The sequence below is a fragment of the Arsukibacterium sp. genome, from assembly GCF_041616895.1.
Lineage (GTDB): Bacteria > Pseudomonadota > Gammaproteobacteria > Enterobacterales > Alteromonadaceae > Alishewanella.
The window spans coordinates 24,925-41,392 of the sequence record NZ_JBFJPY010000003.1 but is presented as its reverse complement, the minus strand read 5'-3'; the positions used below and the strand labels follow the sequence as shown (position 1 = coordinate 41,392).

The 16,468-nt window shown below is 48.7% G+C and carries 13 protein-coding genes; 6 read left to right on the top strand and 7 right to left on the bottom strand.

Annotated features, from left to right (window positions below; genetic code table 11):
• Window positions 1-3: 3 nt before the first annotated feature.
• From earP to ABY802_RS01180, 5 genes are all read left to right on the top strand, one after another.
• On the top strand, window positions 4-1,212 hold the full coding sequence (gene earP, locus ABY802_RS01200) for an elongation factor P maturation arginine rhamnosyltransferase EarP (protein WP_372625179.1): 1,209 nt from the start codon (window positions 4-6) through the stop codon (window positions 1,210-1,212).
• A 16-nt stretch (window positions 1,213-1,228) separates the two neighbouring features.
• Entirely contained in the window at window positions 1,229-1,786 is a 558-nt protein-coding gene (gene efp / locus ABY802_RS01195) for an elongation factor P (RefSeq protein WP_290610751.1), read from the top strand.
• Window positions 1,787-1,860: 74 nt separating this feature from the next.
• Window positions 1,861-2,337: a DUF1456 family protein gene (locus ABY802_RS01190; RefSeq protein WP_372625178.1), complete on the top strand. Its 477-nt coding sequence runs from the start codon at window positions 1,861-1,863 to the stop codon at window positions 2,335-2,337.
• A gap of 4 nt (window positions 2,338-2,341) precedes the next feature.
• On the top strand, window positions 2,342-2,896 hold the full coding sequence (locus ABY802_RS01185; RefSeq protein ID WP_372625177.1) for a PH domain-containing protein: 555 nt from the start codon (window positions 2,342-2,344) through the stop codon (window positions 2,894-2,896).
• A complete protein-coding gene (locus ABY802_RS01180; RefSeq protein WP_372625176.1) occupies window positions 2,880-4,514 on the top strand; it encodes a PH domain-containing protein in 1,635 nt (544 codons plus the stop codon). The genes ABY802_RS01185 and ABY802_RS01180 overlap by 17 nt, the downstream gene beginning before the upstream one ends.
• 53 nt (window positions 4,515-4,567) lie before the next feature.
• Here the strand turns inward: ABY802_RS01180 and ABY802_RS01175 are convergent, their stop codons facing one another.
• From ABY802_RS01175 to ABY802_RS01155, 5 genes are all read right to left on the bottom strand, one after another.
• Window positions 4,568-5,230: an exonuclease domain-containing protein gene (locus ABY802_RS01175; protein WP_372625175.1), complete on the bottom strand. Its 663-nt coding sequence runs from the start codon at window positions 5,228-5,230 to the stop codon at window positions 4,568-4,570.
• 2 nt (window positions 5,231-5,232) lie between these two features.
• On the bottom strand, window positions 5,233-7,059 hold the full coding sequence (locus ABY802_RS01170; protein WP_372625174.1) for a DUF294 nucleotidyltransferase-like domain-containing protein: 1,827 nt from the start codon (window positions 7,057-7,059) through the stop codon (window positions 5,233-5,235).
• A gap of 23 nt (window positions 7,060-7,082) precedes the next feature.
• Window positions 7,083-7,610 carry a hypothetical protein gene (locus ABY802_RS01165; protein ID WP_372625173.1) on the bottom strand — a complete coding sequence of 176 codons (528 nt, stop codon included), beginning with the start codon at window positions 7,608-7,610 and terminating at the stop codon, window positions 7,083-7,085.
• 133 nt (window positions 7,611-7,743) lie between these two features.
• Window positions 7,744-9,525, bottom strand: coding sequence for a sodium:solute symporter family protein (locus tag ABY802_RS01160; protein ID WP_372625172.1), 1,782 nt, complete (start codon window positions 9,523-9,525; stop codon window positions 7,744-7,746).
• A 5-nt stretch (window positions 9,526-9,530) separates the two neighbouring features.
• Window positions 9,531-9,794, bottom strand: a complete 264-nt coding sequence (locus ABY802_RS01155) for a DUF4212 domain-containing protein (protein WP_290610749.1) — start codon at window positions 9,792-9,794, stop codon at window positions 9,531-9,533.
• 156 nt (window positions 9,795-9,950) lie between these two features.
• On the opposite strand from ABY802_RS01155, the gene ABY802_RS01150 reads away from it, so the two are divergent.
• A complete protein-coding gene (locus tag ABY802_RS01150; RefSeq protein ID WP_372625171.1) occupies window positions 9,951-13,505 on the top strand; it encodes a PAS-domain containing protein in 3,555 nt (1,184 codons plus the stop codon).
• Window positions 13,506-13,533: 28 nt separating this feature from the next.
• Here ABY802_RS01150 and ABY802_RS01145 read toward each other — a convergent pair whose 3' ends face one another.
• Both ABY802_RS01145 and acs read right to left on the bottom strand, forming a co-directional pair.
• The gene (locus tag ABY802_RS01145) at window positions 13,534-14,208 is read right to left on the bottom strand and encodes a LuxR C-terminal-related transcriptional regulator (protein WP_372625170.1); all 675 of its coding nucleotides are present in this window, start codon (window positions 14,206-14,208) and stop codon (window positions 13,534-13,536) included.
• Window positions 14,209-14,310: 102 nt separating this feature from the next.
• Entirely contained in the window at window positions 14,311-16,266 is a 1,956-nt protein-coding gene (gene acs / locus ABY802_RS01140) for an acetate--CoA ligase (RefSeq protein WP_372625169.1), read from the bottom strand.
• Between the last annotated feature and the right edge of the window lie 202 nt (window positions 16,267-16,468).

The window sequence follows — 16,468 nt, the reverse complement described above, 5'->3', positions numbered from 1 at the left end:
TTGTTGCAACATTCAAATCAATCCGTTTTTGACGGAATATGGCGGATCTTCTGCTCGGTAGTGGATAATTTTGGTGATATTGGTATTTGCTGGCGGATCAGCCGCCAGCTGGTGGCTGAGCATGGCCTGACGGTGCAGCTCTGGGTGGATGATTTAACCAGTTTTCAACGTATCTGCCCGGAGATTAATCCCGAACGTATTAGTCAGTCGGTGCTGGGGGTCGAGGTTTGTTACTGGCCTGCAGCGCAGGAGTCTACTGTTAACTGGCAGCAGCTACCCGCGGCGGCTGTGGTGATAGAAGCATTAGCCTGTACTATTCCTCGTGCATATAAGCAGCAAATGGCAAATCAGCAACCGGCACCGCTTTGGATAAATCTGGAATATTTATCGGCTGAACCCTGGGTTGAAGGTTGTCATGGCCTGAGTTCGCCGCAAGCAGAGCTTGCTGTTAATAAATACTTTTTCTTTCCGGGCTTCACCCAACTTACAGGTGGCCTGCTGTATGAGCAGGACCTGGCACAGCACCTTGCCAGCTTTATTGACTCAAAGCAGGCCCAAAAAGCATTCTGGCAAAAAATAGCAATTAAACCTGCTGATTATCAGTTAACAGTGTCGATGTTTGCTTACAGTCACGCTCATATTACTGAGCTTTTCCAACAATGGCAGCAGCATCCTGCCAAGGTATTGTGTGTTATTCCGCACGGCGATCTTGCAAATGCGCTTGCGGCGCAGTACCCCGAGTTTCCGGGGCTGTTAACTGGCGATATGCTGCAACTGGAAAATCTGCATATAAAGGTTATCCCTTTTCTGGCACAGCCAGATTATGATTTATTGCTGGCCGCTTGCGATGTTAATTTTGTCAGGGGGGAGGACTCGATTATCCGGGCGCACTGGGCGGGTAAGCCATTTGTCTGGCAAATTTATCGTCAGCAGGAAAATGCCCACCTGCTGAAGCTGCAGGCCTTTCTCGATCGCTATTGCCGGCAAATGCCCGCAAACCTTGCGAGTTCGGTTCAGCAGTGGTTCCTGGCGTGGAATACCGATAGACATTTAACCGGCAACTGGCAGGAATTCTATTCGCACCTGCCAGAAATTGCCGAGTATAATCAGCAATGGCGCCAACAATTGCTCGCAAATGGAGATCTTGCCAGCAACCTCGTGCACTTTGCCAAAAAAAAATTTATAATAACGCCCAATTTTTCCCAACAATGAAGATATTTCAATAATGATGAAAACAGCCCAAGAACTGCGCGCTGGCCAGGTAATTATGGTTGGCACTGAACCGATGGTAATTTTAAAAGCCGAATTTAATAAATCCGGCCGTAACTCTGCCGTGGTTAAAATGAAAATGAAAAACCTGCTGAATGCTCAGGGCATGGAAACGGTTTACCGTGCTGATGATAAGTTTGAGCAGGTTCTACTGGAAACTAAAGAAGTTACGTATTCTTATTTCTCGGATCCAATGTACGTATTTATGGATTCTGAGTACAACCAGTATGAAATTGAAGCGGAAAACATGACTGAAGCGCTGAAATACCTGACCGATGGTATGGAGTGTTCAGTGGTATTCTACAACGAGCGGGCTATTTCTGTGGATTTACCTACCGTAGTAGTACGTGAAGTGGTTTACACCGAACCGGCTGCTAAAGGCGATACCTCTGGTAAAGTTATGAAGCCCGCAAAACTGGATACCGGTTTTGAATTGATGGTACCGGCGTTTGTCGAAATAGGTGACAAAATCGAAATTGACACCCGTACTGATGAATACCGTAGCCGCGCGAAGTAATTTCGCACGTTAACGATAGCAAAGGGCGCGTTCTGCGCCTTTTGTTGTTTTACAGCCTATAACAGGATTGCATTGTGACCAATAATGACGTGTTACGCCGCTTGCGGTATGCCTTCGAATACAACAACAACACCATGAGCGAAATTATGGCACTTGGCGGCCAGACCCCAAGCCGTGAGCAAATGATTGGCTGGTTGAGTAAGGATGATGAAAGCGACTTTGGCGCCATGGCCGATGTCGATCTTGCCCGTTTTTTAAATGGTCTCATTGTTCATAAGCGTGGCCGCAAAGAAGGACCACAACCTGAGCCAGAGCAGCGGTTGAATAATAATATTATTTTCCGCAAGCTTAAAATTGCACTGGATTTTAAAGACGACGATATTATGGCTATGATGGCACTGGCTGATTTCAGATTAAGTAAGCCGGAGTTAAGCGCATTTTTCCGCCGGGCCGACCATAAGCATTTCCGGGTATGTCAGGACCAGGTGCTGCGCAACTTTATTAAAGGCTTGCAACTGAAGTTTCGCCCCGATACTCAAGCACAGGAGTAACACCATGCATGCCGGCGACAGCTTCAGCAATCTGCAACTGAGCACTGAGCAACTCACTCCACTGGATGCTGTGCAGTTGGAGAACGTAGCCAAGCGCTACCGGCTGCTGCGTCAGGGCGTAAATGCGGTGTTCTTCAGCGTGCTGTGGTTCGTGCTGCTTGGCTGTTATTTGCAACCCTGGTGGCCGTTGCCCGTCGAGCTATCCGCTGCCGGGTTGTATGGCCTTTGGCTGATCCCTTTGCTGGGTTTGGTGCGCGCACTGTATTGCTGGCAGAGTGACCAACATAAGCTGTTTGCGCTACGCGAACACGATATTAGTTATAAATCAGGTATTTTTTTTCAGAAAATGATCACGCAGCCCGTTGTCCGGATCCAGCATATTGAACTTAAGCAAGGGCCACTGGAACGCAAAACAGCACTGGCTCGTTTACAACTGTTCAGTGCCGGTGGTGCGATGCACACCTTTGAGATCCCCGGGCTGCATTTAGAGCAGGCACAGAAAATTCGTCAGTTCGTATTGCAGCATAAGGATGCATTGCAAGATGAACAACAGCAATGAGGGTAAGGTAGCGAGCCCATCAGCACCTCGTTCTGAGGAAATGCCTGAACAGCTGCCAGAAAAAATGCCTGGCATATCCGAGCTGGAACATGCAGACGCTCAGGGACAATGGCAGCGGGTGTCAGCCATTGCCATTTTGTATTTTGCGGTAGCCGTGCTGCGGTTTTTTGTTGGTCAGTTTGTTTATCTTATTCCGCCTTTTATTCTGTTGTTTAACCGGATTAAAGATAACCCTGGTTTTGCTGTTGGTTTGCTTAGCGGGTTATTATTGCTGATCATTGTTTCAGCCATCCTTAAGTTTTATTATTTCCAATACCGGCTTTCGGCCGGAACGGTCGAGATCCGCTCTGGTGTTATCAGTAAAAAGTATCTGAATTTACCGTTTAATCGGATCCAGAATATTAAACTGGAGCAACCTATTTTCTACCGGCCGGCAGATTATGTTTGTTTGCAGCTTGACACTGCAGGCTCGGTGCAACAGGAGGCCAGGTTAGTCGCGCTAAGCCGTCCGTTTGCCGAGGCGTTGAAAAAACATATTTTGGCGTTTCATCAGCTAACCGATACCATTGCTAAACCTGCTGACGCTGATGACAGTGATGGTCCAAAGCCCGCTGCTGTTGCAGCAACAGAACAGCTGTTGAATCAGCGCAGTCTGGGCGATTTAATTATTCATGGCATCAGCAATAATCGGATCTGGCTGTTTTTAGGCCTGGCTGCTCCGTTTTATAACCAGCTTGCAGATCAGATACTTGGCTGGTTGTTGCAGCTGGGTATTGATTTACCTGCCTTATTTGACCCTGCCCAGCAATCCTGGATGGTTATTGGCTTGTACGCGTTGTCACTTACCATGTTTATTATGCTACTGCTGACGCTGTTTTCAGTGTTCGGTTCGGTATTGTCATTCTATGGGTATACCCTGCATAAAAAGCAGGACAATTATATCCGGCGTAGTGGCTTACTTACCCGGCATGAAGTGAGCATGCGGCTATCAAGGTTGCAATGGGTTGCTATGAAACGCGATTGGCTTGATATGCTGCTGGGCCGGGTAAATCTAAGCTTTGAACAAATTAATGGTCAGCAGCAATTTGCTACTGAACAAAAAATTATGGTGCCTTCAGTAACCCCTGATCAGGCGAGCACCTTATTAAGCAATGCTTACCCGGATAATCAACTGCGCAGTATTGACTTCAAAACCATTAGCCGGCGTTTTATCTGGCGCAATGTCGCGTTGTTCTGGCTACCTGCAGCAATAATTGGTCCGGTGTTGCTGTGGCTGCAACACCAGCCGCAACTGGCTGCACTTAGCGTAATACCCCTGACATTCTGGGCGTTACTGATTGTGATGCGCTGGTACCGCTATGGTTATGCGCAGGATGATTCTTATTATTATCTTCGTCGCGGTTATTTTGGTGTGGACTACTACTGTTTCGCCAAATATAAATTGCAGCAGGTACAGTACAAACAAAGTTGGCTGATGCGCCGGCCCGGGCTATGCACGATTAAGCTGATTACGGCTTCAGGCGCGCTGGAAATTCCCTTTGTTAAAGAGGCTGATGGCAGGGCGTTACTGGAGCAGGGCCTGTTGCAATTGCAGCGTAGCAAAAAAGCCTGGATGTAAGTCTCTATAACAACAGTGCTATGACCACAGTGCCACAACCACAGTAAGGCTTGTTAGCGGCTTTGAAGCTGTAAATCTGCCAGCGTAATCTCTGGATGGCTATGCTTAAGCTGGCTTAACAGCAGTAAGGCGCAACTGTAGGCATCTGCCAGGGCATGATGCTGATCACTGTGTGGCAATTTATGCCGCACTAAACAGTGAGGCAGGCGTAAAGCGTCTTGCTTCATCACAATACCCTGTTTATGCAAGCGGTACAGCTCAATATTCAGAGTGTCGATAAAACTGAATTTTGCGGCTTTGCCAAAGATCCGCTGGCACGCCACTTCCAGAAAACGTAAATCCAGCTGACAGTGATGTGCCACAAAAATATAGCCGGCATACGCCTGCATTAATTCGGTTAACACGTCGGCCAGATCCCTTGCCTGAGAAAAATCTTTGTCATGCAGACCGTGATATACCGCACTTTGGCCAACACTCACCGGACTGTGAACCAGATAATGCCTGGCTTCACTTAGTATAATTTCAAACTGTCGTACCGGCACCCAACCGAGGCTGACAATATGATCCTGTTTGGCATTTAAGCCCGTCAGTTCTAAATCAATCACTAAAAAGGGGCAATCAGCTGCTTTGACAGTGCCGGCAGGTGCAGCGGACTGGTTAAATTCCTGCACAATATGACTCAGTGGCGTGGTTTTATTAGCGAGCCAGCTTAGCATTATTATAAATCCCGGCAGAAGCGATGTTTAAGCGATGACTGGGCATCATTAATTACCGTGAGGCTGTCTTTGAGCTGATGTCGCTGCAAGCCAGATAATACATTGGGGTCGAGTAAATTACTGACATCGTGGCCCTGGATCAGATCATGCTGATGTTTGTCCCAGCGAAGTTGCGCCAGCACATCGAAGGCATCAGATAAATTCTGGGTGTCTTTGCTATCCAGCACTCCAGCATTAGCCAGCTGGACAAGCCGCTGGCGGGTATTAATTTCACTGATCCCGGCCGACAGCGCATACACTCTGACAATATCGGTGATTAAACTGATACCACGTTTTTTCAGATCCAGCCCTTTTTTTTGTTTGCCGTCATGTTCCAGAATAAAATTTCTAAGAAAACTGAGCGGAGCACTGCGTTGCAGGGCAGTTTGGGCTAAATGATATAAAAATAACGGGTTATCGCTGGTTTTTGCCAGAATATCCTGTTGCAGAGCATTAAATAAACCTTTGCTGCCTTCGATAACCCGAAGGTCGAAAAAGATACTGGATTTAAGTAGTGCCTCTGGCGTTGGGGTGGTGACCCATTTGGCAAATTGTCCGGACCAGCCTTTTAAGCTTAAGCGCAGTGCACTGTTAGAAGCCATAATATTACCCGGGCATAGAATAATGCCGCAGCGGGCCAGACCCTGACAGACGAAGTCAGCCATAGCGGCAAAATAAACAGCGACCTCAGCTACCGGCTCCTTCTCCAGTAATAATGCATTATCCTGATCGGCGTTTAAGCTTTGATCCATCCGGCCTTGCGAGCCAAACGCCAGCCAGCTGAACACGCAGGGAGCCGGGCCAAGCTCTATCTGCGCCAGCGAAATTAAACGTTGGGTCAGTGCATCGGTAATGGTGGTGATAATATGCCCGGCCTCATGAGCCGGCACCTGTTGTTTACCCAGGGTAATGGCAAGGCTGCTGATTTGACTGGCACAGTGCTCCAGGCCATCAATACTGGTTTGGCGATGAATTTCGCCAATCAGATACACCGGGTGATCTTGTTGCGAGCGAATAATATCGGTTGCGGTAATCATCGAGTAGCTTTGCTGTTTATCCAGCACCGGCAAGTGGTGTACGTTATGCCGACTCATCAGTTGCACCGCTTCGAACAGATAGGCATGTTTGTCGATGCTGTAGGGTTTGGCCGTCATTACTTGCCGTACTGGCGTTTGCGCCGGTAAGTCTGCCGCCAGCACTCTGCTGCGCAAGTCACGGTCGGTGACAATACCAATCAGTTGCTCGTCTTGTTCTACCAGCAGTGAAGACACCCGTTTTTCAGTCATTAATGCGGCCGCTTGTTGCACGGTTTGTTCAGCACTGATTGCAATTTTTCTAGCCTGAACAATATCGCTTATTTTTAGGGTAAAGCGGGAGTTTTGCTGTTGAGCTTTATACTGATGCAGGCGTCGGCTAAATAGCCGCTGAAAGAAAATATCAATATTTTTATACTGATAACGCAGTTGATGGAAAGCATCTGCAGCTAACCAGTACACCAGGCCATCTTCTTCACATACCAGATTGTCGTTATCTTTAAGCCCGGTTAACAGTAACTGATAGCCATAAAAGTCGCCTTGTTCCAGCTTGGTTAACAGTGTCTGCTGGTCACTGTACAGCGCAAAGATACCGGTACGAACAATCATTAAGCGCTCGGTACTCAGTTGCACCGTTTCACCATTCTGACAGTAATAAACGCTGATATTACTGGCCAGACTGGTCAGCTGGCCAGCATCAAGCTGGTCAAATGGGGTTGTCTCAGCTAAAAAGTTAGAAACTTCAGCAACTTCCATAAAACCTCAGACCATCAAATATATTACACTTTCTGGAGTTGGCATAACGCCAGGAGTAAGGGATCATTTTGCTCCAGCTGATACCAGTCAGCGCTTATCGCTTCACCTGGTGCCGGAATGGCTAATTCTGTCGTAAAATCTGCTCTGGCATGTTGCTGACAATGAACAACCTGCACCACTTTTTTTGCAGAAAGCCGCCGTTCAAAGAAATACAGATCGACCAGCCAGATCGCTTCGTTTCGCTGATTAGGTGCCGCATTTGCAATATCTGCGGCAATAAAGCGTAAGGTTTGCGGGTACAGGTAGCTCCATGGACGCCAGAATGTTTGTTGTTCAACGGTGCGTACTACTTCCACGCCCTCTGGCAACAAACCAGCCTGATGTGAATACCAGCTATATTCACTTTGCACCTGAAAACTTAGCATACCCAGCCCGGCAAACACAGGGATAAGCCAGCGTGGCGCTTTTTTACGACTAATAAAACGGATGGCCAGGGCAATGCCCGCAGCGCCTAAACCGGCAACAATAGTTGCAATTAATTCCCACAACATAACGTCTTCCTGCTTACAGATTGTTTTTAAAAAGGCGGGCTTTCAACTGAAAGCCCGCTATTACTTTAACATGTCGCAGATAACGGCTGCTTATGTTGCCACTGGCTATTTACTATAGCTAAGTGGATATAGCTCAGTGGTCTGTTGCCTGACCAGCGCCCCGCGGGAAACGAACGCTCTCGACCAGTTCCTGAATACGCACCGGTGGTGGTGCAGTCAGGGCTGACACAGTGAACGCAACCGCAAAGTTTATCATGGCACCCACCGCGCCAAACGACAGGGGAGAGATACCGTAGCCTGTGCCACCAAACAACCAGTTTTGCGGAATATTCTCAAAGGTTGCCGTGCCGGGAATAAAGAACCAACCCAGGTACAGAAAGATATAAACACAGGTTGAGATTAAACCGGCCAACATACCGGCAATCGCACCGACATTATTCACCCGTTTGGAGAAGATCCCCATCATTAGCGCCGGGAAAATAGACGCTGCAGCGATACCAAAGGCAAGCGCTACCGTTTGTGCGGCGAAGCCGGGGGGGTTCATTCCCAGCCAGGTTGCCACAATAATTGCGACTCCCATTGAAATTCGCGCAGCCAGTAATTCTCCTTTTTCACTGATATCCGGCTTAATAGAGCCTTTGATTAAGTCATGACTGATAGCAGACGATATCGCCAGGAGTAAACCAGCAGCAGTTGATAACGCCGCAGCTAAACCACCTGCGGCAATTAAGCCGATGACCCAGCCCGGTAAGTTAGCAATTTCAGGGTTTGCCAACACCAGAATGTCGTTATTAACCACTAATTCATTACCGTTCCAGCCACGCTCGGCAGCAGTTGCTGCAAAGGCAGGCGTATCGTTATACAACTGAATACGACCATCTGCATTTTTATCATCGAACTTAATTAAACCGGTGGTTTCCCAGGTTTTCATCCAGTCTGGCCGTTCAGCGTACTGAATAGCATCTGCGGTCGGCCCTGCGGGATATATCGTATTCATCAGATTTAAACGCGCCATTGAAGCAACAGCAGGTGCAGTTAAATATAACAAGGCGATAAATACCAAGGCCCAGCCGGCAGACCAGCGGGCATCGGCAACTTTAGGCACAGTGAAAAAACGGATAATAACGTGCGGTAAGCCCGCTGTACCAATCATCAGTGATAAGGTAAACAGTACCATGTTCAGCTTATTGTCCACATCAGCGGTATAGTCTCTGAAGCCCAGCTCGCTGACAACCTGGTCAAGCTTCGCCAGTAATGGCATTCCCGACTCCGTGTGTTCAGAAAATAAACCTAGTGGTGGTAAAAAAGTGTCGGTCAGCTGCAAAGAGATAAATACCGCAGGAATAGTATAGGCAATAATTAACACCACATACTGGGCTACCTGCGTGTAAGTGATGCCTTTCATCCCACCCATAACGGCATACAAAAACACAATAACCGCGGCGATAATCAACCCCATATCACTACTGACTTCTAAAAAGCGTGAGAATGCCACACCGGCACCGGTCATCTGGCCGATAACATAGGTAACCGAGGCAATAATTAAACAGGCCACTGCGACCAGACGGGCCCCGGTGCTGTAGAAGCGATCACCAATAAAATCAGGCACGGTAAACTTACCGAACTTACGTAAGTAGGGGGCCAGTAACATCGCCAGCAACACGTAGCCGCCGGTCCAACCCATTAAAAAAGTGGAATTAGCATAGCCGCCCACGGCAATTAAGCCGGCCATTGAAATAAATGACGCTGCTGACATCCAGTCTGCGGCGGTCGCCATACCATTCATAACCGGGTGTACGCCGCCACCAGCGACATAAAACTCTTTGGTGGTACCGGCACGGGCCCAGATTGCGATTGCGATATAGAGGGCGAAGGAGCCGCCGACAAATATCAGGTTTATTGCAAATTGACTCATCCTGCTTACTCCTCGTCCACGCCGAATTCTTTATCGAGTTTGTTCATTCTCCAGGCATAGAAAAAGATCAAAACGATAAACGTTAAAATTGAACCTTGTTGCGCAAACCAGAAACCCAGGTCTGTGCCTCCAACTGGGATACCTGCTAACATAGGCCGCAGCAAAATGCCAAAGCCATAGGACACCAACGCCCATATCGCCAGGCTGATAATGATCAAGCGAAGGTTCGCTTGCCAGTATGCCTGGGCGTTACTTTTATGGTCCGCCATCATATTTCTCCTTTAATTATTTTTATCGAGCATTGTTAATCTAGCAGTAGTTACCGGTGGCGCCAGCCCGACTTTAGTCGAAGCCCGCCAGCCAGAGATTGACAGCAGGGGTTATTGCAGCCCAAAGTAGCGCTATAAAATACGAAGGAGATTGCTGTGACAGCATGGACTGTCGCCTTATTGGCGCTGATTTATGTCGGGGGTTTGTTCTGGGTTGCCAACTGGGGCGAGCGTCATGCCGATGACCGGGTTATACGAAAGTATGGCGGGCTTATTTATAGCCTGGCTCTGGCAGTGTATTGCACCTCCTGGACTTATTATGGCGCGGTGGGCACCGCGGTTACCCGTGGCTGGGATTATATTCCTATTTATCTGGGGCCGGTGCTGCTGTTTATTTTTGGCCAGCCGTTTTTATTCAAACTTTTGTATGTGTCAAAAAAGCAAAATGTCACTTCCATTGCCGATTTTATTTCTGCCCGTTACGGTAAGCGCAAAAATATTGCTATGTTCTCGGCCATTATTTGCCTGATTGTGGTGGTGCCATATATTTCGCTGCAATTAAAAGCCGTGGCAAGCTCTTACCAGGTATTGCTGGGAGGTGACTTTACCGACACCGCCAGCCACTGGTATCAGGACAGTGCCTTACTTAGCGCCATCGCCATGGCTTTTTTCGCCATTTTATTCGGCACCCGCAAGTTGCATTTAACAGAGCAGAATCGCGGTGTTATGGTCGCCATTGCCTTTGAATCTGTGGTTAAACTGTTTGCATTGCTGACCCTGGCCATCACGGTATATGTGTTTATTCTGGACAAAGATCAGAATGTCCTGCGAGCATTCGCCGAACATGCCGCTAATCAGCAGGTCCAGCACAGTACCTCAGGCATTATTGAGTTTATTACCAAAACCATTCTGGCGATGGCTGCTGTTTTTTTATTACCGCGGCAATTTCACGTCGCTTTTGTTGAAAATGTCTCGCACCATCATTTGCGTCATGCCAGGCGCTGGTTCTCCGGTTATCTGCTGCTGGTTACTTTGGTGGTGGTACCATTGGCGGTCGCCGGAATGCAAATGTTTCCCGGTATGGCGCAACAGGCTGATAGTTTCGTATTGTTGATCCCGGCTCAGTCAGGCTGGAGCAGTTTAAGTGCACTGGTGTTTATTGGCGGTTTTTCCGCGGGCACTTCAATGATCATTATCGCCACCCTGGCGCTCAGTACCATGATCAGTAACGATGTGGTGATGCCAAGTTTACTGCACTCCAGTCGGCGCAAAAGCATACCCCATGATTACAGTTTACTGATTATTCTGGTGCGCCGGGCGATGATCTTGCTGGTGATGGGCTTATCCTATTTTTACTATCAGGTATTTGCCCGCAATTACGAACTGGCCGAAACCGGTTTGCTGGCGTTTGCCCTGGCTATTCAACTGGCACCGGCAGTACTGGGCGGTCTGTATTGGCGCCGCGGCAATGCCTGGGGGGTTTATGCCGGTCTGAGTCTAGGACTGGTGCTGTGGTTCTACACCCTGATGTTACCGCAACTGGTCAATGCCGGGGTCATTAACAGTGACATCATGCAGCAGGGTTTATTCGGGCTGACCTGGTTGTCGCCCACCGGCATGTTTGGCATCAACCTGGATGGCTTGAGCCACGGCGTACTTTTGTCGCTGGGCTTTAATATTCTGGCCTACGTAGTTGTTTCGCTGCTCAGTGATGTCAACCTGCAAGACCGTTTGCAAGCCGTAGCGTTTGTAAAACCCAATTTACCCGTTGATCATCAGGATACGCCGGCACGAAGGATCCGTATTCATAATGCCGATCTAAAAATATTACTGGAACGGTTTGTCGGCAGCAGCCGGGCTATTGAGTGTCTGGCAGAATTTGGCCGTAAGCATAAACTCAGCCTGCAACTGGATGATCTGCCAAGTGTTGGCCTGGTAGAACATGTTGAACGCGAGTTATCCGGGGTTATCGGCGCATCATCAGCTTCGGCAATGGTAAACGCTGTCCTGGAAGGTCGCCAGCTTGGCTTCGAAGATGTGGTCACCTTGTTTGACGATACTACTCAGGCCATTCAATTCTCCCGCAAAATATTGTTCTCCACCCTTGAGCACTTAAGTCAGGGGGTCAGTGTGGTCGACCGGGATCTTAAGCTGGTGGCCTGGAACAAAGCCTACCTGGAAATGTTCAGCTACCCGGAGGGCATGGTTCGGGTCGGCCGGCCGGTGGCAGATATTGTGCGGTTTAATGCAGAGCGGGGGCTTTGTGGCCCTGGTAATCCCGATGAGCATGTTGAAAAACGGATTGCCCATATGCAAAAAGGCACCGCCCATGTATTTCAGCGGGTCAGGCCTGATGGCCGGGTGATTGAAATGCGCGGTAATCCCATCCCCGGCGGTGGCTTCGTTACCAGTTTTACCGATATTTCTGAGCATGTTAAAGCCGTTCAGGCCCTTGCTGAAACTAAGCAGCATCTGGAAGACAGGGTGCAGGAACGCACCCAGACTATCTCGGATATAAATCACGAGCTGCTGGCTGAAGTGGGGCGTCGCCGGGAAACCGAACTGCAACTGTTACAGGCAAAAGCCGAGGCTGAAGCGGCAAATGCGTCGAAAACCCGCTTTCTGGCGCTGGCCAGCCACGATATTTTGCAACCGCTGAACGCGGCCAGGTTGTTTACCGCCGCGCTTAGTGGCGCCCGGGAGAAGAGGCAGCAACAACTTATATTAAACCAGCTTGATAACTCCTTAAAAGCTTCAGAAGAGTTAATCTCAACCTTGCTGGAAATTGCCAAGCTTGACGATGGCAAACTAAAGCCGGATGTGCAACCGGTGGCTTTGCAGGAGTTGCTGTCCCAGTTGGCAGATGAATACAGTTTAGTGGCCAGTCAGAAAGACCTGGGATTGACTGTGCGCAAAACGGAGCATTATGTGTTATCCGATCCCACTTATTTGCGACGAATTTTGCAAAATATGTTATCAAATGCGCTGAAATACACCGTAAAAGGGCGAATTTTACTTGGTTGCAGAAAGCGGGCAGGTAAGGTGGTGGTACAAGTGTGGGATACCGGTCCCGGCATTGCTCCGCATGATTTAGACCGGATTTTTGAAGATTTCTATCGGATAGACGCAACAGCCAAAGGCCAGCAAGGTGTTGGCCTGGGGTTAGGTGTGGTCCACCGGATGGCAAAATTATTGGGGCACTCGCTGCACGTTCGTTCCTGGCCGGGCAAGGGTACGCTGTTTAGCATAAGTTTACCGCTCACCGAACAGAAACAGCGTTTGCTGTTACCGTTGCCGGGTCAGCACGCGCAGCGACCTTTACCCGGGTTAACCGTCGTATGCATTGATGATGATGTGGCAAATCTGGCGGCTTTAAAAATATTGCTCGAGCAATGGCAAATTGCAACGGTAAGCTGTTTTTATGATGAAGCTGAGCTACTGGAATATGCCAGCCATGCGCCGCCACCGGATGTGATGCTTATAGATTATCAGCTGGGACAGCACGCCAATGGCCTGGAGGTGTATCAGCAAATTAAAGCGTACTGGGGCGAGGTTGGCGGAATTTTGGTGTCGGCATCACCTCAGGCAGATTTAGCGGCACAGGCAAAAGCTGCTGGGTTGATGTATTTAGCAAAGCCGATTAAGCCTGGGGCACTCAGAGCCAGTTTGAACCACTTTAAAATGCTCAAGCGTTCCCGACAGGCACCGTAATATATAACCATAGGCGATGAGAATATACTCAGCGCTGCTGGGCCATGGCCCGGTCTACCGGCGGCTCTAAGGTTAGCCGCTGCGCCTGAATCACTACCTGGGTGCGATTGGTGCAACCCAGTTTGCGAAAAATAGCGGTAATATGGGCTTTAACCGTGGCTTCTGAAATATGCAGATCATAAGCAATTTGCTTGTTCAGCCAGCCTTCGGTCAGGTAATACAGTACTTTATATTGTTGCTGGGTAAGCTGTGCTACTTTTGCCGCTAAGTCTAAATCTTCCCCGGCACTTTGTTGTTCAAACACTGTTTTTTGCAAATGCGTCGGTACCCAGAGCTCACCAGCCAGCACCGCATTAAGTGCGGTGCTAATATCAACAGGGTTGGCAGACTTGGGAATATACGCCGAGGCACCGAAGGCGATAACCCGACGAATAACATCTAACTCTTCACTGGCAGAAATAACAACAATGGGTAAGCTGGGATAATTTTTTCGTAACTGAATTAATCCCAGAAAACCGCAATTGCCGGGCATATGTAAATCGAGCAGCAGCAGATCGGTATCGGGATGTTGTTCCAATGCAGCGCAGGTACTGTCGAAACTGTCTGTCTCGATGGTCGCCTTTGTGACAAAGGTACTGCTTATCGCATTTATCAGTGCATTGCGAAATAACGGATGGTCGTCTGCAACAATAAGCTTTGCCATATAAATCCTCCGGTAAGATCCAGAATTATAATTATTATAAAGGCCGCAATAGCGGCCTTTTTGCTGCAACTGGAACAGCGTTGAGTGTACGCTGATTTTGCCTTACGATCGATTTAAACGGTTATTTACTAAAATTTCAACTACTGAAGGGTCAGCCAGGGTCGAAATATCACCTAACTGATCATGCTCGTTGGCGGCAATTTTGCGCAGAATACGCCGCATAATTTTACCTGAGCGGGTTTTTGGCAAACCTGCAGGCGCCCATTGCACCAGATCTGGAGTGGCAATGGGAGAGATTTCCTCCCGCACCCAGGCCCGGATGGCTTTCGTCAGGTCATCGCTGGGTTCAACGCCAACTCTTGGCGTGACATACACATAAATTCCCTGACCTTTTATCGGGTGCGGATAACCGACTACTGCCGCTTCGGCTATCGCCTCATGCGCCACCAGACAGCTTTCAATTTCAGCTGTCCCCAGACGATGGCCGGAAATATTCAGCACATCGTCTACCCGGCCGGTTAGCCAGTAGTAGCCATCTTCATCCCGTCTGGCACCATCACCGGTAAAATATACACCAGCATAAGTACTGAAATAGGTTTGCTCAAAGCGATCATGGTCGCCATATAATGTACGCATCTGGCCAGGCCAACTGTCCAGGATCACCAGGTTACCTGCTGCAACCCCATCAAGTTGTTTGCCTTCATTATCAAGGATTGCCGGTTTTACCCCGAAAAACGGCCGGGTGGCCGATCCTGGTTTCAGTGCCGTTGCACCCGGTAATGGTGTAATTAAAATGCCGCCGGTTTCAGTTTGCCACCAGGTGTCAACGATAGGGCAGTTACTGTTACCTACTTTTTCGTAGTACCAGTTCCAGGCTTCCGGGTTTATTGGCTCGCCGACGCTACCGAGAATTTTCAGCGAACTTAAGTTGGCGCCTTCAACCGGGCTGTCACCATGAGCCATTAATGCCCGGATTGCGGTAGGGGCGGTGTAAAGAATATTAACCTGATATTTATCAACAATTTGAGCTATGCGCTTAACGCTGGGGTAGGTTGGTACCCCTTCAAACATCACACTGCTGGCTCCATTGGCCAACGGACCATAGATAATGTAACTGTGGCCGGTAACCCAGCCAACATCTGCCGCGCACCAATAAATGTCACCATCGTGATAATCAAATACATACTGATGGGTCATCGCCGCATATACCAGATAGCCCCCGGTGGTGTGTAACACCCCTTTTGGCTTGCCGGTAGAACCTGACGTATAAAGAATAAACAGCGGATCTTCGGCGTTCATCGGTTCAGGTTCGCAGTGTTTGCTCTGGCTGGCAACCAGCTCGTGGTACCAGATATCCCGCTGCGAATGAAAATCGATATTTTTGCCGACGTGTTTTACTACGATAACATGCTGCACTGGGCTGTCATCGCCCAGATGAGCCAGAGCCGCATCAGTATTGTCTTTTAAATGGGTCGCGCGGTTACCGCGTAGCGCCTGATCAGAAGTAATGACCAGCTTTGAATCACAATCAATAATCCGGCTGCCCAGTGCATCGGGTGAAAACCCGGCAAACACCACTGAGTGCACCGCGCCAATCCGGGCGCAGGCTAATAACGCGATTGCCGCTTCCGGGATCATCGGCAGATATATTGTTACCCGATCACCTTTTTTAATCCCCAGCGATTTCATGCCGTTCGCCAGCGCGCACACCTGATCGTAAAGTTGCTGGTAGGTCACCGTCTTCTGCACCCCGGGCTCGTCGCCTTCCCAGTAAAAGGCGACCTGATTGGCCCTGTCAGCCAGATGACGGTCTAAACAGTTGTAACTGGCATTCAAAGTGCCGTCGCTATACCAATTTACTTTTACTTTACCAAGTTCAAAACTGGTGTCTTTTATCTTGCTGTACGGCGTAATCCAATCCAGTCGTTTACCTTGTTCAGCCCAGAATTGCTCAGGCTGTTCAACCGACTGACGGTACATTTCCTGATAAATGTCATCGGTAATATGGGTGTTGGCTTTGGCCTTAGCACTTACCGGATAAAGGCTTGGATGTGACATAGTTTCCCCTGTGGATCTGCAGTATTTATATAATCATTTATAATGACTTACTTTCTATCGAAATGAGGCACAAATTGAAATTAGACCATAGTCTAGCCAAGCATCGGGTATTGCGCTAACTGCGACTAAAGGCTAATTGCGAAGTGACAGGCAGTCACCCAAAGTTGTAACGTCTAAAACCAAATAACGCAATTCAGATGTT